The sequence below is a fragment of the Roseiconus lacunae genome, assembly GCF_008312935.1.
GTDB classification, from domain to species: Bacteria; Planctomycetota; Planctomycetia; order Pirellulales; family Pirellulaceae; genus Stieleria; species Stieleria lacunae.
Genome location: NZ_VSZO01000002.1, coordinates 241,409 through 264,028, shown reverse-complemented (window position 1 = coordinate 264,028; position 22,620 = coordinate 241,409). Strand labels below are relative to the sequence as shown.

Here is a 22,620-nt window from a genome sequence, read left to right as displayed (position 1 = left end):
ACTCATCAGCGTTAGCCTTAAACCCCGGCCAATTTATCGGCCATCACCGGATCGTTTGCGGAGACGCGCATTGGGTCGGCACCGAGCGTACCTCGCAAACTAGCGACATAGCTTTCCGACTCTGCGTTGGCGAGCTGTTCCTTCGCGTACTTCAAACGGGTCTCAAGGTTCAACTGAGCCATTGGTTTATGGTCCCCGAGTGACTTGAGGTATCGCTCGATTCGATCGATGAAATCTTTCCAGTGCTGAACGTCTCGATCGCGCTGCTCGACCAATCGGCGTTGGTACCAATCACTGTTAAGCATATTTTCGAGCGTGAAGAGATCTCGGACCTCGGGATCGGCGATCGTCTTTCCTTCGTAGGTGCCTTCAACCAAGATGCTCAAAATCGCGCGAAGCGGAGGACACGCGAGTTCATAGCCGCCGTCTTCGAAGTACCGCTTCGCGACCCGCTGCTGGGCTTCGGCGATGTGCAAGATTCCGTCGGCGAAAGACTCCATGTCCTGAAGTTCTGGTTTGAGAATTTCTTCGCTGAATACCTTGCTAGGGTTATCAAAGATTCTCGCCATGTACTTACGGACGAATCGGTTGGTGATCCGATAGCCGAGCCGGCTGGCGGGAATCGATTCACCGTTGTGCTCAAAGTCTTCGATTTTTTCCAGCATGCCGTCTTCGATCATTTTTTCGGGACGGCGTTCTTCGGGCGACAGTCGGCACCAGATCTCGGGAATCAACAGCGAGATGTCGTGCCCTACTTCATAGCGTGGCCCGACGTGACCGGCGGCAGTGCTAAAACCACCTAGCTCGGTCAAGATCATCGCCACGATCATGTTGTTCAAATCGGTCGATGGCATCAACGCATTGAACGGCCCTTTGGTCAGTGCCCCTTCGCTTCCTGCGCCGGTCGTGCTGGGGCTCTTCCCGGTCAGTGAGCAAAGGTAGTCCATGACCAGTTCGGGTAACTCCTGGTAATGAACCGGCGAGTACACGGCGAGCGAACGGATACCGGCTTCTTTGTCCGGCGGGTTGTTTCGGCGACCGCCGAGGACCGCACCGACAGGCAGATGGATCGGGTCATCCGCTTTCAGTCCGCGATGGAACTGCACGCCGCGGCGGGCGACGTAGGTGTCCCGGGCGTTAACCAAGTCGGGACGATCCTGTAGATACCGCGGGTTTTTGGTCCGTTTCCCATCGACCAAACGCGGGTCCGACGTGCTGACGACAAAGCTATCGCCGCGGCGTGCCGCATTTTGCAAAAGCTCTTGAACCGGGGCGGTAAACTTATCGAATTCGATCGAGTCATCGACGATCTCGCGAACTTCTTCTGTTGTCAGTGGGTGAAAGTTACTGATGAAGTTGCCCGACTGGGACAGATCAAATTCAGTTTGCTTGTCCAAGCCACGGTGAATGGCATCGTCGGGACGTTGGAACAGGCGATATTCGCAGTTCTCGACAAACTTGTAGCTATGGGTATCGTCCAGGTTCTTGCCAACCGTTTCCAAGCGATCGGCGGGCACGACGGTGCTTGCGCTGATGTCGTCTTCACGCTGGACCTTGGCGGCGGCGATGAAATCTTGCCGCAGCTTGAACGTTCGCCAACGCGATTGATCCAATCCGACGCGGAGGTATGTCCCGACCAGAGATCGCTCGCCGATTTTCAGTTCATGACCGGGAACACCGTTGACGATGTCGACGCCGAATCGATCACGCCAATTTTCGTCGTGAGTCTCACCGGTGAAACGCTTGATGATCAACGCCATCGAATAAACGTGCGGCGGGATGGTCGCCAACCATTCGTTGTATTTGTCGTTGTAATCGGGCGACGGAGTGAGCAGTTTGATCACACTTCCCAGGCTGCGTTGGTAATTCAGCACGCTGCGGCTGGGGCCGTCGGTGTAGTCCGTCCGCCCGGTGTAGCTGTCACTCCAGCGGTCGGAATAATCTCGCTCGAAAATCTCGTCCAGCTTGGCGAAGTCGCTCTCGCGTTCGCCGATGAAGATCGGACCGTAGAGCATGTAATCGCGAAGGCTCTTGCTGATTTCGCTTTTACCGCCGCCGCTGACCGTACACGGTTTATGGCAGTAGATGCCTTCGCCGACGGTGCCGACCAAACGCCATGACGGGGCGTTGGGGTGTTTTTCGAGTCGAATTTTGTAGCCGCTCGGGGCGATGTAAATTTGCTCGGGACGCAGCCGAATCCGGTGCTCTTTGCCGTCACGCGTCCATTTGATGCAACGTTCGGCGAGCGTTGCTTTGGCGTTTTCGGGGATGTAAATGATCGAACTGTCGTTTTTGTCGATGCCATAACCTTCCGGTTGGACGTCGATGAAATCGGCGTAATCACGGGAAACGTCGGCAAATGTTCGGCCGTTATACCGTTGGCTATCGACTTGGAATTCTTCGCCCAACGAATAGGACGCGAACGCCAACGCACCACCGGCATGTTCTTCCTCGGCTCGCCCCATCAAATTGCAGGCGTAACTGATTTGCGTTTTGACTTCCTTTTTGCAATAGCCGTAGTAGTTGTCGGCGATCAGCGTCACGACCACTCCGCTGCGGTCACGGCAAGTGAGCTTGAATGCGGTGCCGTTGTTATACAGTTCCGACTCATCGCTCCAGCACATGCCATCTGCTTTCTGGCGTTCGGTTGCTTCGCTGATTGGCGGCAGGCCGAGTTCTTTCTTAGTCAACTTGGTTAGGTGCGGTGCCAAAATCACGCAGCCGGTGTGCCCGGTCCAACCATGGACGTCCAATCCGGCGTCGTTGGCGGGGATCAACGGATCGCCTGCGTTGCCAAAGATCGATTCGACGAAGTCCAGATTGCTGATCAAGCAACCGGGGGCGAAGAAGCGAACTTCCATGCGTTTCGCTTCGGTGAAACCAGGGACCTCGGGACAAACCAAAGGCCGCAGCAACAGTGATACCCAGGTCTTCGCCGGCGAGTCGGCTTGGCTGGTGTAGGGCAGCGTCATCAAATCATCGGGCGGCGACATCGCCGCTCGGAACAAATTGACGAACACATTCATCGGCACGGCGCGTTTATCGCCTGGGATCGGCAATCCACCTTGGACCACGTGGAATGTCCCGGCGGTGGTTCGGCGATCGGCCCGCGGGTTATTCAAAATCCCGTTGGCACAGCGATAGGAACTGACCAAGTCGTTGCTGAATTCATCACCATCGAAGGGCAGGCTCAATTCACGGGCCATCCCGTGACGGTCCAAAACCAACGTGCCACTGGGGACGTGCAGCTCCTTGCCTTCGGTGCAGTCGGCAAAGTACCGATTGAGGAACGTTTCGATTCGTTGATCGATCGGGGCTCGGTGCGAAGCAAGCAGCCGAGCCTTTTCCCGGATACTGCCAAGAATTTCACTCGAAAACTCAGTCATTGAGTTCGCGTCTTCGCTGTGTGCGGACAACAAACCCGCCGACGCCAATTGCAATTCCAAATAGGTTCGCAGGTTTTCGCGTTCGGCCGGATCGTTTGTCACCGAGCGGTACCAGCCCACTGAACGCTGTAAATCTTTCGGTTCGCGAAACAACGATAGATTTTCACTGATCAATGACATAGAGGTCCGGTTGGTTAGAGGCGACGAGGACGTTTCATCGATCAACATAGCAAAATGTACGCGGCAATTTGCCTGACTAGCCGGCGACCCTCTGCCGGGCGGGACGGCGTGTGAACTTCAGGCTACCGTCGGCGTCTACTTAGCGTTGCCCAGCGGGCCTTTATGTGGCTATGATGGGGATCTTCCCGCCTCGCTCGGTTGGCCACCTCTCGCCCCCACGTTTTGTTCGTTTGGAAAAAAATCTTCCAAAAAAGACAGGTGGCGTGCCGACGTCCGACGTTCCTCCGGAGGCAAATCAATCATGGCCAGGAAATCTGTCCGGCCCCTCCGGATACCTTGCATTTCACTCTCCCAGCCGACGATTCGGCACCTGTGATAGTTAAATGCGGCGGGCCTGTCCAACAACGTTTTCTAACCACCTCAATCGTGAGTTCAAACGAATGCCGAGACGGCCTTTCAAAACACTTCGCTTCCTCGTCGTGATGATGGCGATGTCCGCCGCCACGACCGTGACGCAATTTGCACACGCCAAACTGGGAGTGACTCCGCCGGAACAATTTAGCGTTCCGGAGGGCTTCGAAGTCCAACTCGTTTACGAAGTCCCCGCCCGTGAACAAGGTTCCTGGGTAAGCTTGACGGTCGATCCCAAAGGCCGGTTGGTTGCTTGCGACCAAGATGGTTCGCTTTACCGTATCGACGTCTCTGGCGAAGAAGCCAAGATCGAAGCACTCGATGTCGAGATCCAGTCCGCCCAAGGGCTGCTGTTCGCCTTTGATTCGCTGTACGTCAACGTCAACGGTCGCAAGCAAAGTGACAACGGTGTTTACCGATTGCAAGATACCAACGGTGATGACCGGTACGATTCTGTCAAGCACATCCTGCCCCTTCAAGGCGGCGGCGAACACGGTCCACACGCGTTGATCCTTTCGCACGATGGCAAGCGAATCATTACCTGCGGTGGCAACATGACCAAGTTGCCCCAAGACATCGCACGCAGCCGAGTTCCTCAGGTGTGGGACGAAGATCACTTGCTCGGACGTATGCCCGACGCGCGCGGGCATGCCAGCGATCGAATGGCACCCGGCGGATGGGTCGGGTCGTTCGCTCCCGATGGAAGCGACTTCGAATTGATCGCGACCGGCTTCCGCAACGAATACGATATCGCGCTCAATCGATCGGGCGACCTGTTCAGCTACGACGCCGATATGGAATGGGATGTCGGTACACCATGGTATCGCCCCACGCGTATCAACCACGTGGTCAGCGGGGCTGAATTTGGCTGGCGAAATGGCACCGGGAAATGGCCGGCATACTACCCCGACTCATTCGGCGCGGCGGTCAACATCGGGCCGGGATCACCGACAGGAATCTGTTTTGGTTACGGCGCAAAGTTCCCTGCGAAGTATCAAAATGCGTTGTTCATCGCCGACTGGAGCTACGGCAATATTCATGCGGTTCATCTCGAAACCGACGGCAGTACTTACACAGGCAATTACGAAACGTTTGCGACCGCTGCCCCACTGCCCGTGACAGACTTGGTCGTTCGTCCCCAAGATGGCGCGTTGTACTTTGCGATCGGTGGCCGAAAAACGCAAAGCGGTCTATACCGAATTGTGTACACAGGCACACAGTCAACCGAGCCGGTGGCTGACCAGCCGAACGAGTCCGGCGAAGCGGAAGCTCGCTTCGTCAAACTTCGCAAGCGATTGGAGTCGTTTCACCTTGGCGGTCCAAAGCCGAAAGCCGTTGGCTTGGCAATGAAGCATCTTGGGTCGAAAGACCGTGGAGTTCGCTTCGCCGCTCGAATCGCACTTGAGCACCAAGGCGCCGATGCTTGGAAAGACCAGCTTGATTCGATCAATGGAGATCATGCAAGGATTATCGCGGTCGTGGCACTGGCCCGGACGGGTGAAAAAGCAGATCAAGCACTCGCTCTCGGCGCGCTCGAAAAATGTGATTGGGGCAAATTGTCTGACCAGGGCAAGATCGATCTATTGCGAGCGTATGCGCTGGTCGCTATCCGCCTCGGCGAATTTAACGACGAGCAGCGTGCCGCAGTGGTCGACAAGATTCAGGGACAGTTCCCTTCCGGGAATGACAACCTCGATCGTGAACTGGCACAGATGCTGACGTACGTCGATGCTCCCGGCGCGACCCGTGCCATCATCGATGCGATGGCCTCCGCGCCCAGCCAGGAAAACCAAATCTTTTATGCACTGACGTTGCGTGATTCGGCCGGCGACTGGGATGAAGGGTCGGCACGTGACTACTTCGGATGGTTCAGTAAGTTGCAACGCGCTCGTGGCGGTATGTCGTTTGGTGGATTCATCAACAACATCAAGAATGCGGCTTTGGAACACGTCGATCCGGCGTTGAAAGAAAAGCTGGCCGACGTGATCAATCCGCCGAAGGTGGAAGAGGGGGAAACTGAACAGCGGGCGTTGGTCAAAAATTGGACGATTGACGAGCTGCTTCCGGTTGTCGATCAAAGCGATGCACCTGACTTCGCTAACGGCGAGAAAGTGTTCGCGGCCGCTCAGTGTTACAAGTGTCACCGAATGGGAATCCAAGGCGGAATCCTCGGTCCGGACCTCACCGGTGCTGGCGGACGGTTCTCCCCGAAGGATTTACTGACGGCGATCATCGATCCCAATCAGGTGATCAGTGATCAATACGGTGCGACTCAGTTTCTAACCGACGAAGGGCGAATCGTTGTCGGTCGTGTGGTGAACATGAGCGGTAACAAGCTTCGCGTGATGACCAACATGCTTGATCCGTCGGCGCTCACCGACGTCGTTCGTGAGTCTGTCGAGGAGACTCGACCTGCGAAGGCCAGCATGATGCCTGCCGGCTTGTTGGATACCTTCACGAAAGAAGAAATCGTCGACTTGATCGCGTACCTACGCGCCGGCGGAAACAAGTCGCATTCGATCTATCGAGCCTCGAAAGACTAGGGCTTCGTCCCATTTGAAGAATGCGGGTTAGAGTCATCAACCGACGGGCGTGAAGCCCCGGTTGTTGCACCGAAACCACGGCTACCGACGAGCGTCTGAATCCGAGAGTCAATTGGGACACCTAGCACTCGTCGCTCGGGTGTCGATGAAAATGCAGGGCGGTCGGCCATTGGTCGACCGCCCTTTTTCGTTGCCCTTACTTCCGTGACGTCCAGTAGCGATACGCACGCATCGTCTGACGAGCCGCTTCGTGAGGGTCCGGCCATGGGAATGCTTCGGCACACAGATAGCCGTCGTACCCAATCTCTCGCAGTGCGTCGATGATCGGAACATACTGCATGTGCCCATAACCGACCGGACGTCGGTTGCTGTCGACAAAATGAACGTGCCCGACCAGTTTGTCACCGATCAGTAGGCCTTGTGCGATGTCCGCTTCTTCGATGTTCATGTGGAACAGATCGCATAGCAGTCGCACATTGTCGGTGTTGAGTGACTGCAGCAACTTAACGCCGTCTTCGACGGTGCAGCATTGGTTGGTTTCGTATCGATTGAGCGGTTCATAGATCAGCGGCACGTTGTATTGGCGTGCGTGTTCGCCACCGTCTTCCAGGGCTTCGGCCAAGTAGCCGCGCGCGGTCGCCGGATCGACTTGATCATCGCTACGTCCCTGCATCGACCCAATAATTGCCATCGCGCCGAATTGACCGGCGGCGTCGATCACGCTGCGGACAAACGCTTTGGCTTGCGCGCGCTTTTCGGCGTCTGCGTCGGCGAGTTGTAGACGGTGCTTGACCCATCCCGCCCCGGTCCCCAGGGCGGCCAGCTTGACGCCGGCCGAATCGAGCAATCCGCCAAGCCTGTCAAGTTTTAATGCTTCGATCGATGGGGCGAAGATCTCGACCGCGTCAAACCCAAGTTCGCCGGCGAAGCGGATCGATTCTTCGAGTCCATCCCATAGGACAAATGGGCCGCCGCGAGCTTCTTCGACGAGAGAGATAGTGATGCATGATTTCATGGTGGACTCCGGTGGAGACGCGAACAGGATGGGAGAGTCGCGTGTCGTAAGAAAAAGTGATCGTTCGATAAAGGGGGGATCAATCGTCGTTGTCTTCCGGTTTGCCTTCGACGTAGACCCAATTGTGAATCGGCTTCAGAATCTCTTTGACTTCGGCGACCAGTGTTTGATCGATCGGTTCGTCCAGCCGGTCGCACCACTGCGAAACACGGTCGGCAACCGCACCGAAAATGGTCTCGCGTTGATCCCTTGGTAAGCCCGAGGAATTGAGGTGCGGAGAGGATAACACACAACGTCTGAGCAAACGATGGTCGACGCACGTGCAAACGGCCATCAGACATCGAATATGATCGATCGGTCGCCGGTACAATCGCGGTTTCGTTTAGCCGATTGGCCGAGTTGTGTGTTTGGCAAATTCGTTGTAACCGGAACGTAAGCAAGAGGGCAAACCTGCATCGTGAACCATCGAACCACGAAAAGTTCCGTTGGTCTTTAGGACGGTCCCAAGTTTGGGAAAAGCCCACCTTCGATCACGAGCGACCATGACCACGACGGTGCACCCACACTCCCCCGCTACGTTTCATTCGGCCCAAGGAATCCCCGTTCCCGAGGTCAACGCGCCACTTGTCTTGAACCCACAGGCACAAGTCGGTCGCGCCGAGAACGTGCCGCCGGGGCGGATCATGATCGTTGACGATGAATCGATCAACGTTGAAGTCGCGAAGCGTCTGCTGGGGCAAGCCGGGCATGAAGATTTTGTAACGACGACCGATTCGACGCTGGCAATCAATCTGCTTCACACGGCCGAACCCGATGTCGTCTTGCTGGACATCAACATGCCCCAAGTCGACGGTATCTCGATTCTTTCGCAGATCCGTAGCGTCCCACGATTTCGCCAGTTGCCGGTGCTGATCCTCACCGCCAACAGCCATAGTGAAGTTAAATTGCGATGCCTGGAATTGGGCGCGACTGACTTTTTACTCAAGCCGATCGACCCGATGGAACTCGCACCTCGGGTTCGCAATGCGCTACAAAGCAAGCAGTACCGGGACACCCTGATCAAATACACACAGAACCTCGAGGGCATCGTTCGCAAACGTACGAAGCAACTCGAAGACACTCGGCGCGATGCGATCCACTGCTTGGCACGCGCGGCCGAGTTGAGAGACAACGATACCGGTAACCATGTGATTCGAGTCGGGCGGTATGCCGGCATCATTGCACGCCAGCTCGAGCTCTCGGAAAGCTTCATCGGTGACCTGGAACTCGCCGCGCAGTTGCATGACGTGGGAAAGATCGCAATTCCCGATTCGATCCTGCTCAAGCCGGGAAAGCTCGAACCGGAGGAGTACGAAGTCATCCAGCGACATGTGAAACACGGACGTCAAATCATACAGCCCTACGTCGGACACGAAGCCGACTTGATGCGTGGGCACGTCAAGTCTGGTGCGGAGATCCTTTCCGATGAGAATTCTCTGATGCGGTTGGCTGCCAGTATCGCGCAAACCCATCATGAGAAATTTGACGGATCCGGTTATCCCATCGGGCTGGCCGGCGAAGACATCCCGATCGAAGGACGAATCACGGCGGTGGCCGACGTTTTCGATGCTTTGTCTTCCGAGCGTCCTTACAAGAAAGCGATGCCACGAGAGAAATGCTTCCGGATTATGGAGGACGGTCGGGGCTCGCATTTCGACCCGGTCGTTCTCGACGCCTTCTTTCGTGGGGCTTCGGAAATCGTTCGTGTTCAGGTCGAATACGCCGACTGATTGTCGCCGGGCTGCCGCGTCGATCGAGTTTGCCCAAAGCGTTAGATCGGTTCCCGCGGGGGTAAGATCGCTTGTCAATTCCTATGAGACGGGACGCACAGCAAGGGCGTTCCATGCTATCCTCTGAGCTTTTCTACAAGCCTTTCTCCTCCCTTCGGTGGTGGAGAATACGGAGTGTCGACATCACCGCCCGCTGAGTTCTCCATCGGGGCACCGTCCGATGTTGCCTTTTGTGCCGTGAGAATTGCGGGAAGGACCGCGACTTTTTCGGATCAAACGCCAACGGTCGAGAACCATCCGGCTGATGAACGCACCCGACCTATGCGATTCTGACGCGAGCGACATTGATGAGTGATTCGATCTGCCGATGGGGAATTTTGTCCTCGGCAAACATTGCCCGAAAAAACTGGAAAGCGATCCATCTCAGCGGAAACGGGGTTGTCAGCGGGGTCTCCAGTCGGAACCTCGATCGAGCCAACCAGTTCATCGACGAGTGCGAGCGGGCCGCGCCGTTTGCGCAGCGTCCCGAAGCCTTCGGTGACCACCAAGCACTGATCGAAAGCGATCAAGTCGACGCCGTCTACGTGCCGCTTCCGACGGGATTGCGAAAGTCTTGGGTGATCGCCGCGGCCAATGCAAAAAAACATGTGCTGATCGAAAAGCCGATTGCCGATACGGCCGAAGATGCCCTCGAAATGCTTCAGGCATGCCGCGACAATTCGGTCCTGTTGATGGACGGTGTGATGTTCGATCACAGCAAGCGGATCGGCAACGTTCGCGACGCCGTTGCCCAGGGACAACTCGGTGATATTCGCCGAATCCAAACGCATTTCTCGTTCACCGGTGACAAGGAATTTCAAAACGACAACATTCGCACCGATCCGGTGCTCGAACGGCACGGTTGCTTGGGTGATCTGGGCTGGTATTGCATCCGAATGATTCTCTGGGCGATGGACTTTCAAGCTCCCGCACAAGTCAGCGGGCGAACCATTCGGAAGCTCACCCGCGACGGCGTCGACGGATGGGTTCCCGGGGAATTCTCCGGTGAACTGGTCTTCGAGAACGGGCCGACGGCATCCTTCTTTTGCTCGTTCTTTAGCGCCAACCAACAAACGGCGACGATTTCCGGTGAGACCGGATACATCTCGCTCGATGATTACGTCTTGCCCCTCTACGACTCGCAAACGACGTTCGAGCTTCATCGGCACGAACTTGAAATTGACAACTGCCAATGGAATTTCAAGCGTCGGACCGACGCACATCGTTTCGATGAATTCCACAGCGGCGAGGCAAACGCGCAAGAGGTTTCGATGGTTCGCACGTTCGCCCAGCGGGTGATCGACAATGACCTTCGCGAAGACCTTACCCGTCGTGGCATCCTGACCCAACAGATCGTAGATGCCTGCCGCCGAAGCGACGAAGCCGGCGGTGGTTTGCTTCCTTTCGGTAGCTAGCGAAAACACGTGTCGCCAGCGCACTTGCTCTCGCTATTTCGATGGCGGTCAATTTTTCCATTCTTTCCCCTGATTCCTTCCCGGCTTTTCCGCCCCCACACCGATGACAATTGCGACCTTTTTCTTTTTTACCGCGCTCGTCGCGGTCGCCACTTGGTTGATCACCCGAGGCGGCGGGGAGGCGACCGATGAAGGTTACTTCTTGGCCGGTCGTTCGCTGACGGGAGTTTTCATCGCCGGTTCGCTACTGCTGACCAATCTTTCGACCGAGCAATTGATCGGCTTGAACGCGGCGGCGTTTGACGAAGGGCTATCGGTGATGGCCTGGGAGGTCGTCGCGGGAATTTCGCTGGTTGCGTTGGCGCTGATTTTTCTACCGCGTTACCTGAAATCGGGGATCGCGACGATCCCACAGTTGTTTCAAGAACGTTACGGCAGCGGCGTCCAAATCGCGACGACGGGAATTTTTGTCGTTGCCTATATGCTGATCCTGCTTCCCTTTGTGCTTTATCTAGGGGCAAGAGGTTTGTCGGGGATGTTGCAACTGGAAAGTCGATTGGGGCTTTCGGAAATCCAAACGTTATGGACCGTCATCATCTTTATCGCCATCGTCGGCGGCGGCTACGCGATCTGGGGCGGCCTGAAAGCAGTCGCCGTGTCGGATACATTTAACGGCGCAGGCCTTTTGATCGGTGGTTTGCTAATCACGTACTACACGCTGAACAAGGTTGCCGATGGCGGAACCCTGTTTTCGGCGTTTACAAAAATCGCCGAGCATGATCCCGATGCCTTTCGGTCGCTTGGCACGATGCAAGAAGACGTTTCGTGGCCGACGCTGTTCACCGGCGTCTTGCTTTTGAACTTTTTCTATTGGTCGACGAATCAGCAAATCATCCAGCGAACTTTCGGTGCCAAGAACCTGGCCGAGGGTCAAAAGGGTGTCATGTTGGCTGCATTCTTTAAGATCTGTGCGCCGCTGATCCTTGTCGTTCCCGGCATCGCGGCGGCCTACCTCGTCGACACCGATCCGGCATTTGCAGAGGTCGTCGACGGTAAAGCTGATAAAGCTTATGGGGCATTGGTCGCAAGCGTTTTGCCCGAAGCCCTTGGTGGTTTTTTTGCGGCGGTCGTCGTCGGTTCGATCCTTTCGACGTTTAATTCGGTCCTCAACAGTAGCGCCACATTGTTCTCGCTGGACATCTACAAGCACCATTTGCGTCCCGAGGCGAGCACCCGCGAAGTCGTGATTACCGGTCAATTGTGCAGCTTCATCGTGGGACTGATCGCGGTCATCCTGGCTCCCACGCTGTTCTATGGACGAGAAGAGATCTTCGGTTTCTTTCAAAAACTCAACGGCGTCTACTTCATCCCAATTTTGGCGATCATGATTGCGGGGATGCTGCATAAGAAAGCCGATGGGTTGTCAGCGCTGACGACGCTGATCGTCGGCTTGGTAATCATGGCCGTTGGGACGTTTTCGGGCACGACGCTATTCGGATCCGGATATCACTTCATGGCAGCGGTCTTCGTCGGGCTGATTGCCTTACAAATGACGCTCGCCGCTTTAGGCCTCCGCCGCGATGAACCCTACGTGCAGAAGGACGTCGGTGCGGTTGACTTGACGCCTTGGCGAGGCGCTCCTTATGTCGGCACCGGGTTGATTCTGTTCGCGATTGGCGTGTACGTGTTCTTTGCAATCTGATTTTTCTGCACTGCAAGCGTTTCAGGCTCTTGGAGCCAAGTTGGCATCGGTGACACCGGCGACGAACAAGCCGACTATTTGCCGGCAAACCTGACAAACCGACTCGAGCGATAGGTAGCGACAAGCGCCAAGAACTCGAAACCCGGCCGACTACATCGCCGTGTGCAAGGACGACGGACGCACCGAAGTTTGTTGAATTTTGTTGTTCGGTTGCCGGTGGCAATCGATGTCAGTCGCTTTGGCGACAGCAGACCGATCGTGGTGGGTTTTCTGTCCCGTCTCAGAAGGGGGGCGCACACCTATTTGGCTGCAGATCGATCAATTCTTAGTGAAGCTATTCGGTTGATGTGCATCAAACTGGCGTTTTACGAGGACTTCGTTTGATAGTTTCGGATAATTGTCACCAGGGAAAATCTTCGTCCGTATATACTTCGTTCTCTCTTATCGACCGTCGCAGCCATGTCGTGACACAGCACTCGAAATACGATGGACGCCCCTCCAGAAGAACCGTTCGTGGACCCATCTGGTGAAACGCCAATCCGCCCGGCGCGGGAAGGCGAAACGAGAATGTCCAATGCGCTAGAAACCAACATGACGTCGCCGCTGGAGCTCGGGCAACGTTTTGGTGATTTCGAAATCCGCGAACTTCTCGGACGCGGCAAGGCTGGCTTTGTTTATTCGGCGCTCGACCTGCTGTCCAAGCGACGTTGTGCATTGAAGTTGCTTTGCCGCATGTCGTCTCACGACTTGTACAGGAACAAGCTGGGCTTTCGGCGGATGTCGCCCTTTCGTCATCCCGCTTTGATGCGAACAGATCGCATCGAAGTCATCGACAAGTACACCGTCTTGACGATGGAGGAGATCGAAGGGGAGACGCTTTATACGTTTGCCCGTCGACTACGAAATCTCCCACGGCAGGTCGCTTATCAAAAACTGCATTCGCTATTACACGATTATGCGTCCGGTTTGGCGGTGATGCATTTCGGTGGGTTAGTTCACAGAGACCTAAAGCCCACAAATCTGATGGTACGCGGCAACGGCAACGGTGTGATTGTTGACTATGGATTGGTCGCCAATTGTGATCCCGAAACCGACCCTTCAGGTTTGCGTCCCTATATTGCCGGAACGCCGCGTTATTTTTCTCCCGAAGCACTTTGGGAGCAGAGTTATACGCCTGCCGGCGATGTGTTCAGCCTTGGGCTGGTGATGCTGGATTGCTTGAACGAGGTTGCCAAGAACGACCAATGGCTTCGCCGCGGCGAGTTTGCCGATTGGGTCCGCGATGAAGATGAGCAGACGATCGCGTCCGCCGTTTCGGAAATGGATGAAGAGATACCGCCGGTCTTACGCATGGCGATCGCCGGTATGTTGTCCGCTGATCGATCTCGTCGACCGTCATCACTGGAAATCGTTTCGATGACCAAGACCGGCGATGACCCCATTCGATTGATGACCACTCATCATCTGTTCGGACGTGACCAGGAACTTGAGCAGTGCAAAGAGTTCATTCGCGATATCTATCGTGGCAAGACCGGCCGGTTGCACGTCTATGGTGTCGCCGGAGCCGGGAAGACTCGACTGCTAGATGAGATCGAACGACAGCTTCGTCAGAGTCAGTGGGGGCAGGTGTTCCGTGTCCGCTGTCGCTCTCGCGAGAAGCAAAACTTGCAAGTGATTGACCAATTGGCCGATCAAGTTGCCCAACGCTACTCCCAACGCGATCGAGAACGGATCACGCTCGATTCGGTCAGTGCCTCGATCCTTAAAAAATCGTTCCCGCAGCTCAAGCATGTGATCGTCGAAGATCTCTACGAGATTCCGGCTTCGTTTGACGGGCAACCGCAGCGCTTGGATGCGTTGACAGCTGCGAAACGCTTAAGCCGCGAATTGAGGAAGGTAGGTCCGCTTTTTATCATCATTGACGACATTCAATGGTCGGACCACGACAGCCATACGATGTGGGACGCGCTGCTTGCCGATACGCACGGATCGTTAGCGATCATCACATCGTCACGGGACGCCGAGACTCAGCTTCGCTACCCGGCCGACCTTCGATTGCATTTGGGGCCGCTTCCTAAAGATGCGGCGATTTCGTTTCTGCAGACCGCCGCGACGCGTTGGGGCGCCAACATCAACGCCGCGGGACTGCAAGAGCTGGTCGGTTTGTCCAAATGCAATGCGTTTCGCCTGCACGAATTGGCCGAAGAATTTCGCCCGGGGGGAATGCTGCACCGCGTCGAAGCGTCGTGTGATGCGTCGATTTCAAACCTCGGCGACGTGGATCGATTCTGGCGAGATCGCTTTGATAGCCTGACCGATGCGGCGAAATCGATCCTGGCGTTCATCGTCGCGGCAAACGAACCGGTTTCGATTGCCGAGCTAGCCAAGTTGACGGGGCTGGGCGAGCAGGTCGACATCTCGGTGTTCGAACTGGTTCGGCAGCGTTTGGCGATCGATGATTCATCGGGGACGGAATGTGTAACCGTGGTTCACGACAAGATAGCCGAAGGCTTGATCGAGAACTTAGACCCCGATGAAATGCGACGTGCGCATTTGGCCTGGGCCGAATTACTGAAGAAACACAATCGCCCACGCGACTTTGCCGCCCGCATTGCCGGTCATTTGTACTCGGCCAAGCAAGACGGGGCCGCGCTGCCATTTGCCATCTTAGCTGCCGAAAACGCCGACCGGGCGTTCATGAAAGCCGACGCCGCGGTTTGGCATGAACGTGTTCTTGAACAAGTTGCCGGTAAAGCCCGGCTAAAACACCTGCGAGACGCGGCGAGGTGTTTTGAAGAAGCTGATCTTCCTGAGCGGGCCGCACCGTATTACGAAATTTTGGCCGACACGGCGACCGACGACAATCAACGACGTCGCTACAAAGCCACCGCCACTCGGTTGCTCGTCCGCAGCGGACGGTTGGATATCGCACGTCCGTTAATCGAAAACCTTTCCGAGGAACTGGCGATCTTGCCGAGGCATGCCATTGCGATGGCGAAGTGTCGATCAGATCTGCAGCAACTTAACGAACAACTCGCTCGGATTGACGTCGAATCACTGCGTCGGCTTGTCCTCGCCGATGCCGAGCACGACCGGCCGGATGATGTCACCACCGCTATGTACTTTTGCAGTGACGCGACCCGATCGATGGTGTTTTTGGATTTTCAAGGGACGATTCAGTTGATGGCCCACGGCGCAAACTTGGCATTGACCAGTGGTACCGATGCCGATCGATTGCACTACGGAATCCGAGCGCAGATCTGGAGCGGATTGCTCGCCGGTGGCGAAGCGAACATGCTGGCCGCTTCACGCAAATATCTTGAAACGCTCGCCAGGCGTCTTGAGTCGGTCCCTCCCGGCCGGACAACCGGCGACGTTTGGTCCGGTCTCGCATTTCTGAATCTTGTTTCGATGCGATGGAAAGGGGTGCCCAAAGCGGTTGACTGTTGCATGACCGATTTTGGGAATGACCTGCGGCGTTTGAGTTTCGAATCGACACATACGCGCTGGCTGAAACTCTGGGCGGACTGGCATTTGGGGCAGTGGGATTCGTTGCGATCCAACGCGAACGATATGGCCGAAGATGCCGATCGCCGCAACGATAACTATCAACGATTTGTCGCGACCTCAGGATTCGCCGGCAACGGATTCTTGGTCAACAACAATCTTCAGCGTCTCAAACAATTCGGTGGTGACAATTGCCGGATCGTCAGCGATACCGGTAACACCGAATTATTGCATCTGTTTCAGTGGATTCATCAAGCTCAAGTTGGCTTGTATGAAGGACGCTTTGGTGAGGCATCGAAGATCGTGCGGATGATGCGTCGTAAGCTTGGCCAAACACCAATTCGCCGGATCACGATCCTGCAGGTCGTCGCCGATTACTTACTGTGTTTGACATCGCTTCATCAGCGACAGCACCATCTTTCGATTCGCGAAGCGGGGGCCCCAGCGGCGGCGGAGCCGTCGAGCGAGCTGGCAGTGATTCGGGGCGCGATTCGCCGTCTTAATCAACAACCCTTTGCGTTTTCACAAATGCTCGGAGCGTTGATGCGTGGTGTCGAGCGGCGGATGGCCGGACGCTCTAAATCGGCCGCGAAGGCGTTTTCCATCGCCGCCGAATTGGCTAGCAAGCAGAGCTTGATGCCGTACCAGCTCGCCGCCGAAGATGGCTTGATGAGTCTGCATCCTGATGCCGAATACGATTCACTGCGGCAATTGATGGTGACCCGCGGGATCGAGTGCCCCGACCAACTCGAACGACTCTACACCGTCGGGTGGCCGACGCCGATCGATCACTAAAAAAAGGAGTGTGCCGAATCGTTCGGCACACTCCTCTTTGAAGTCACTCGGAAAAGCGATGGCGACGCTTTGCGATGTTAAATCCCCTTTTAGTGCTCCGTTCCAATCGAAAGTTCGGGTGCGAGACTTCAACTGACGTGCGATAGTCCCGCCTGATTGCTCGGAAACCGTGGCGAACGCCATTCGGCTAGCCCTGAGATCGAACCGGAACAGAGCACCAGCTGTTTGGTTAGAAACGATAAATCGCTTCGACTTGCAAACGGCTTTCGATCACGTCTTTGAATTCCGTCAATGGAAATTCGTAGGCAAGCCCATACTCGGTCGAGCAATTTGGCTTGTATTTCATGCCGACCGATTGAGTCACCAGATCGTTCCCAGCGACGTCACTCGCTGACAAATTGAACAAGTCTTGACCGGCGACGCCGAGTGGTGTTCCGGCGCTCGCCCCTTCGGTCCAGTGCCACCACGCCACCTCTGTTAACAGGTAGACGCGATCGGTGATTTTCAAGTCGGCGTGATTGGACCAGTGAATCGACTCGGTTTGTACGGAATCATCTGCAGGAACCCGCCATCCGAATGCCGACATCACGTGGGCATTGCCATCGAGTAGACGCTGCCCACCTGTCGCGAACAGGTGGAATTCGCCATCGCCGATGTCCTGCAAAGCGTCTTGGCTGCCGATCGGGAGTTCGTAAGTCCCCCCAACCGAAAACAGCGTGCCGCTTTGCGAATCACGAAGCAAGTTGTACTTCAAGCCAGCCGACACCGAAGCCCAGCCATCATCTAATAGGGTGCCTAACGTTCCGTCAGTATTACCCCAGATATAGCCGTCTTTGACACCGATTAAGCTCAAACGCTCCGTCAACGCGACTCGAAATTGCATCGCTAGCAATTGCACGGTCCCGCCGGCAGACACGTTGTTGCCGATCCGATCGGGAATCCAGTGATTGACAAAGATCGGGCGGATCTCGGTCAATGTACGTGGATCCTCGAAGTGGACAAAGTTGATCATTGGGCTGACAAAGTCGTCAAAGCAATGATCGGTCGGCTTGATCAGGCCGGCCAGCAAGTTATCCCCACAGGACGACATGCAGCCGGAATCGCAACCGCGATCACAACATCCAGGATCGAAGCAGGATGAATCGCATCCGGTCGCACATCCGCAGTCACCGTCACACCCGAGGGTGTCGCAGCATCCCGACGAATCACAACCGCCACCGAGCAGCCCTAGGCCGGCTGCGTTCGCGGCGGGCCCGGCACCGGTGGCAATGGCGATCGCCAACACTAATTTCTGAAGTCTATTTCGTACCGTTGATCTCATCTTTTTCGCCTCCGTGTGATCGGTTCGGTGTTGGACCAAATCGGAAGCGATGACTTTTGACCCGATGCGAAACCCCGAGCGTCGAACAGCCCATACGGTCGTCAAATTTTGATGTCAAAAGTTTGGCAATCCGAAAACCTTGACAGCGCTGAACCGGGGGGTGGGCTGGGATGACCGTTGGTCGCCGTGTGTTTCGTGACGTACCGGCACAATCGATCAGGATCGACCCTCACTCGGTCTCGATCCCTCAAGCAAAAAATGTTTGATGTTCACGAAAAATCGCTGGCCATTTGCCGTCGTTGGGGGGCAACGGCATTTTCTCGCCAGGAAAACGCCGGCAAAAGCGACGGTCCCAGTGCTTTGTTTCAAATGAATCACTCTCAACGATCAGCAACTGGCGTTGGTGATCGTTGATCCCAGCTCAACCGTGGCCGTGTGCCCGTGGGCAAACCCAGAATGAAGGCGACGGAAACCATCAACGCGGGGCAGAGAGAACGCGCCGGCTGCTGGGAATTCTTTAACCGCACTTTTCATCTCCCTGCCATTTTTGCTAAAGCCAACCTTTCAAGAAGGACCAGGACGGTTTTTTCACCAACGGATTGTGACCCATGAAAGCGTTTGGCGTTCGACTCGCCGCAGGTGTTGTGACAATTTTGACGGGCGCCATCATGGCCGCCCAATCACAGAAAGAGAAGCTCGCGGCAACTGAATCGGCCTGGACCGAAGAAAACATTCCTCAAGCTAACGCGGCGATGCCGGTTGGCCTTGCGGATCTCGACAACACTGATCCAGCAACGACGAACGACTTGGTGAGCGCGGACCCTGCCGAGGCTTCAGCGCTTAAACCGTTTGACGCTTCGGGCGAGGAAGGCAAGGCCAAAAGTTCCTCAGACGATTCGGTTCGTCTGGTGCAGCACACCGAGGCAGCCGACGCCGCGATGGCACTGCCTGCCGGTACGCCGTCGATGTCTGGCGTTTCTGAGTCCGGGCCGAGCATGCGTCTGCCGGGCTTCGATGAAATGCCTCCGATGGACGCGTCTGGCGATGGGAACGAGCCTTTGGCCGTTCCACAAGCAACAGAAACCGCTGGCGGTGCGGGCCCCAACTTTGCGATCGGGTTGCCCACAACAGCCGATATGCCTGCGGGGATGCCAAGCCAACCACGAATGTCGTCGATTCAATTCGCCGACACAGCCCAATACGATACAGCCCAACACGATACCGCGCAGCGTCACGACGCGACGTCAAGCAACGCCGGGGCGCAAGGTGCAGCTCCCGCGATGTCGATCGCTAGCGGCAACGCGCCGGTAAACGATCTCCGTGGTGGAAATGATCTTCGCGGCGATTTTGGTGGTGATGAAGGCTTCGCCGATCACGCGCCGGCGATGACAATGGACAGCGGAGCATCGTTTGATCCGTCCGCTGCGGGGATGATGGGAGAATCTGATTCGATCCCAATGCCAACACCGGGATTGGCCGACACCGCCAACCCGGCGTCTGGTCGACCCGCCGCAATGCTGGCACCCGTGATGCCAGGTTCGGACAACCAAGCGATCCGTTTGGCCGAGGCACCGTCGAGCACGATTAAAATCAACCCGGATTCGATGGGGCATCCGGCGATGAATGCGACCGACAATCATGCCCCGCAAGCGGCGATCGGCTTTGCATCGAGTCCAAAAATCGTGGGTGCCGATGGCAGCGTTTCCGAACCCGTTGGCTTGACAGGTCGAGTGGGCGCGTCTGGGCAAGCAGATCAATTCGGTGGTTTTGATCAAGCTTCCGCTGCAAATTTCTCAGGGCCAGCGGACCACACTGGATACGCTGGCAATGGTTATCCCAACGGCGGGCCGACCGGCGAGTTTGCCCAAACAGGTGGCCAGTTCGAAATCCCCGTCGGCGCCGGTCCTAATCCGGGTGCGGGTGGTTATCCAGCAACCGATCAAGCCGGGCAGCTGCCTGCGTTTGCACAACAAAATGCCCCATCGCCCAGTGGTGGGCAGCAGTCGCCAAATCTGCGAATGGGAAGTGTGCAAACCGGTCCTATCGGCGGAACGGCAATGCCGTCGGGGTATGGTGATACGCAGCAATTGCCACAATTGCCTGCTCATTCGCTTCCCGGACAAGGGCCGCCCACGCAGGCTTTCCCGGGACAAGGACAGCAAACCAATGCATCGCAAACCAACCCAGCGCTGAACAATTCGATCTACCACCCGGCCGGATTTAAACAACAAAATGCGGCGTCGGAGAATCCTTCGGGGGTGACCTTGGCATCACCGGGCGAGCGGAACTTAGACGGTCCGCAAGCGCCTTCGGTGATCATCGAAAAACGAGCCCCCCAAGAAGTCAAAGTCGGCAAGCCGGCGTCCTTCGTGATCACGGTCCGAAATGTCGGCAACGCAAAAGCATTGAACGTTCAAGTGTTCGATCGCGTTCCCCAAGGGACGGTGCTGACCGATGCGACCCCACGACCAAACCCGAAATACCAACCGGAACTGTATTGGGAACTCGGTGATTTAGAAGCTGGCCAGGAACGTACGATCACACTGCAGTTGACACCGCAGCAGGAAGGCGAGCTTGGCAGCGTTGCCCGCGTCGCGTTCCAAGCGGCAGCGTCGGTCCGCACGGTCAGTACACGTCCGGAGCTGAAAATCGTTCAGCGTGCACCCGAAAAAGTGCTGATCGGTCAACAACTTGAGATCGAGCTGGAGGTGAGCAATCCGGGGAGTGGTGAAGCGACAGGCGTCTTGCTTCAAGAGGACGTTCCAGAGGGATTGTCCCACCCAGCCGGAAAGCAACTCGACAACTTGATCGGGTCGTTGCGACCGGGTGAGGTGCGGCGGCAAGTGTTGCGGATGAAGGCGGTCAAGCCCGGCGTGATTGAAAACACCATTCGTGTGAAGGCCGACGACGGTCTGGAAACCACCCATTCTGTTTCCGTGAACGTGGTTTCCCCTGATCTAAAACTGGCACTCGCAGGACCATCACGGCGATATCTGGAGCGTCAGGCAACGTATGAGCTTCGGATCGACAACGTTGGGACTGCACCGGCAGACAACGTTGATTTAAGTCTTCAGCTCGATCGAGGATTCACGTTCGTCAAAACGAACTTCGAAGGCCAGTACGACCCGGCACGACATGCCGTGTTCTGGTCACTGGAGGAACTGCCCGCCGGAGAATGGGGCAAGGTCCAAGTCACCTTGTTGCCCGTCGAGGAAGGCAATCGTGTGCTGAGAAGTGAAGCGAGTGCAGACTTGGGCGTGAAGACGGTCGCGGATTCCCAAGTGGTCGTCGATTCGCTGGCTGAATTGACCTTCTCGATTGCCGATACCGCCGATCCGATCGAAGTAGGTGGGGTGACAACGTATGAAATTCGAGTGGCCAATACAGGGTCGCGTGATGACAACAACGTAAACGTCGCGCTGCAATTGCCAGAAGGATTGACGCTTGCCGAACAAGGCGATTTTACCGCCCAAGGCAACGGGATCGTTAGCTTTTCACCCCGTCAACTGCTCAAGGCAAACGACGAAGTCGTCTATCGGGTAAAAGCGAAGGGTGTCGCACCGGGACGTCACTTGGTGAAAGCCTTTGTGATCAGCGATCAGTCCAACGTGCGAGTCACCAAAGAAGAAAGCATCATGGTTTACGCGGACCGATAGGGACGCGTTTGACCGAATCCTTCGAGAACTCGATCAAGCAATAAGGTTGTACCGCTGGCAGCGATGCCGCACCGATCCGGAAGTCGCAAGCCAAACGCTCGCGTCGGGCCGGTCCTAGCATCGGGCCGGTCCTAGCATCGGGCCGGTCCTAGCATCGGGCCTGTGTGGTCAAATGGTTGGCGAAAAAGCACAAGTCAGGGGAGCTTCGAGATCACCGCGGCGCGGGATGGGGAGTCGGGAGTGTGCTCTGGGCAAAAAAGTTTGCCTTCGCAGACTTCGCCTGACGATTGCAATGGCTCCTCATTTGATGAACAAAAACAGCCTGATTTCTCGTCCCAAAAACACCACTCGCGTGTCGCGTCCCCGTCGGCGAGAGCTTTCTCGTGTGTTCCCGGGGCTCAAAAAGGCACAAAGAGTCTCATGCCGGGGCGAGATCATGCCGAATGATTGCGTACCTGCCGAGCCAGACTTGGTTCAAAGCGGGGTTGGTTCGAAGCGTGGCGAGGCGGATCCGAAAGGAAGGCCGAACCGTCGATCGGACCTGCGTGTCGAAGAGGAGTCGATTGGCGGTCAAAGTATTTGCGTCAAGTTGATTCCAAATCCGGCTTGCCCCAAATCGATCGATTGCTAAACTCTGCGTCTCTCAGCGATTGTGGTGCGATACGACCGCATTGGCTGCGATTTGGAGTGTCGGCTTTGGCGAACAACCATTGCCAGCGTAGCTCAGTTGGTAGAGCAGCTGATTTGTAATCAGCCGGCCGTGGGTTCGAGTCCCTCCGCTGGCTTTGTTGACTGAGGACCTGTCCGAGAACCGTGAGTCGAACGGATTTGCGTTTGGCGAGTGGTCGAAGACTCAGGGATTTGTTGGGCTTGCGGTGACC

General features: G+C 56.2%; 10 protein-coding genes and 1 tRNA gene. 7 read left to right on the top strand and 4 right to left on the bottom strand.

Going from position 1 to position 22,620, the window contains the following annotated elements; all coding sequences use genetic code 11:
* Positions 1-17 precede the first annotated feature (17 nt).
* A complete protein-coding gene (locus tag FYC48_RS07335; protein ID WP_149496044.1) occupies positions 18-3,566 on the bottom strand; it encodes a hypothetical protein in 3,549 nt (1,182 codons plus the stop codon).
* Positions 3,567-4,006: 440 nt separating this feature from the next.
* On the opposite strand from FYC48_RS07335, the gene FYC48_RS07330 reads away from it, so the two are divergent.
* A complete protein-coding gene (locus tag FYC48_RS07330) occupies positions 4,007-6,520 on the top strand; it encodes a c-type cytochrome (RefSeq protein ID WP_149496043.1) in 2,514 nt (837 codons plus the stop codon).
* 196 nt (positions 6,521-6,716) lie between these two features.
* On the opposite strand, the gene FYC48_RS07325 is transcribed toward FYC48_RS07330, so the two are convergent.
* Both FYC48_RS07325 and FYC48_RS28335 read right to left on the bottom strand, forming a co-directional pair.
* Complete coding sequence (locus FYC48_RS07325; RefSeq protein ID WP_149496042.1) at positions 6,717-7,535, bottom strand: sugar phosphate isomerase/epimerase family protein; 819 nt, start codon at positions 7,533-7,535, stop codon at positions 6,717-6,719.
* Positions 7,536-7,614: 79 nt separating this feature from the next.
* Positions 7,615-7,869 carry a hypothetical protein gene (locus FYC48_RS28335; RefSeq protein ID WP_235034129.1) on the bottom strand — a complete coding sequence of 85 codons (255 nt, stop codon included), beginning with the start codon at positions 7,867-7,869 and terminating at the stop codon, positions 7,615-7,617.
* Between the two features lie 208 nt (positions 7,870-8,077).
* Here FYC48_RS28335 and FYC48_RS07315 point away from each other — a divergent pair, with 208 nt between their 5' ends.
* From FYC48_RS07315 to FYC48_RS07300, 4 genes are all read left to right on the top strand, one after another.
* Complete coding sequence (locus tag FYC48_RS07315; protein ID WP_149496041.1) at positions 8,078-9,304, top strand: HD domain-containing phosphohydrolase; 1,227 nt, start codon at positions 8,078-8,080, stop codon at positions 9,302-9,304.
* Between the two features lie 347 nt (positions 9,305-9,651).
* Positions 9,652-10,758 (top strand): Gfo/Idh/MocA family protein, encoded by a 1,107-nt coding sequence (locus tag FYC48_RS07310; protein WP_149496040.1) that lies wholly within the window; start codon positions 9,652-9,654, stop codon positions 10,756-10,758.
* 103 nt (positions 10,759-10,861) lie between these two features.
* Positions 10,862-12,460 carry a solute:sodium symporter family transporter gene (locus FYC48_RS07305; protein WP_149496039.1) on the top strand — a complete coding sequence of 533 codons (1,599 nt, stop codon included), beginning with the start codon at positions 10,862-10,864 and terminating at the stop codon, positions 12,458-12,460.
* Between the two features lie 486 nt (positions 12,461-12,946).
* Positions 12,947-16,762: a protein kinase domain-containing protein gene (locus tag FYC48_RS07300; RefSeq protein ID WP_149496038.1), complete on the top strand. Its 3,816-nt coding sequence runs from the start codon at positions 12,947-12,949 to the stop codon at positions 16,760-16,762.
* A gap of 229 nt (positions 16,763-16,991) precedes the next feature.
* On the opposite strand, the gene FYC48_RS07295 is transcribed toward FYC48_RS07300, so the two are convergent.
* On the bottom strand, positions 16,992-18,083 hold the full coding sequence (locus tag FYC48_RS07295) for a hypothetical protein (protein ID WP_235034128.1): 1,092 nt from the start codon (positions 18,081-18,083) through the stop codon (positions 16,992-16,994).
* Between the two features lie 608 nt (positions 18,084-18,691).
* Here FYC48_RS07295 and FYC48_RS07290 point away from each other — a divergent pair.
* Positions 18,692-21,739 carry a DUF11 domain-containing protein gene (locus FYC48_RS07290; RefSeq protein ID WP_149496037.1) on the top strand — a complete coding sequence of 1,016 codons (3,048 nt, stop codon included), beginning with the start codon at positions 18,692-18,694 and terminating at the stop codon, positions 21,737-21,739.
* Positions 21,740-22,451: 712 nt separating this feature from the next.
* A tRNA-Thr gene (locus FYC48_RS07285) sits at positions 22,452-22,524 on the top strand.
* The last annotated feature ends 96 nt before the right edge of the window (positions 22,525-22,620 follow it).